The sequence below is a fragment of the Pseudomonas sp. 8(2025) genome, assembly GCF_052665325.1.
Genome location: NZ_JBQOIE010000045.1, coordinates 1 through 758, shown reverse-complemented (window position 1 = coordinate 758; position 758 = coordinate 1). Strand labels below are relative to the sequence as shown.

The following is a 758-nucleotide window of genomic DNA, read 5'->3' as shown; positions in this document are numbered from 1 at the left end:
TCCTCGGCCTGGCCGAGGAGGGGCTCATCGACGGGCTCCGGGTGGACCACCCGGACGGGCTGGCCGACCCGCGCGGCTACCTGGCCCGGCTGGCCGAGCGGACCGGCGGGCGCTGGGTGTGCACCGAGAAGATCCTGTCCGGCGACGAGCGGCTGCCCGCCGACTGGCCGTGCGCGGGCACCACCGGCTACGACAGCCTCGGCGCGGTCGGCGGCCTGATCCTCTGGTTCGGCTGGTACGGTTTCAATCCCGGCAGCACGCTCTCCGCGCTCGATCTGCAGGGCATCGGACGCGTGTCGTTCAACACGACGATGGCCGCCTGCAGCGCCGGCCTGGCCGCGCTGTTCTACGCCTATGCGCGGGTCGGCAAGTGGGACCTCGGCATCACCACCAACGGCTTCCTGGCCGGCCTGGTCGCCATCACCTGCCCCTGCTACTGGGTCAGCGACGTGGGCGCGTGCGTTCTGGGCGCGGTCGCGGGCCTGATTGTCATCGGCGGCATGGAGCTGCTCGAGTACCTGCGCATCGACGATCCGGTCGGCGCGTGGCCGGTGCACGGGTTGTGCGGCATCTGGGGAACGCTGTCGTTAGGCCTCTTCGCCTGCGGCAAGTATGGAGCCACCGGTCCCACCGGGGTGGATTAAAAAAAAAAAACACTGCCCACCACACCAAAAAAGAGTATATAACGGTGGGGGGCGGCAGATGAAAAAACCACGGGGGGGGGGGGGGGGGGGGGGGGGGGGGGGGGGGGGGGGGGG

1 pseudogene is annotated in these 758 nt (G+C 70.1%); it reads left to right on the top strand.

Features of this window, described 5'->3' with window-relative positions:
- Positions 1-644, top strand: a pseudogene (locus ACUXVH_RS31645) (hypothetical protein); the annotation flags it as partial.
- Positions 645-758 lie beyond the last annotated feature (114 nt).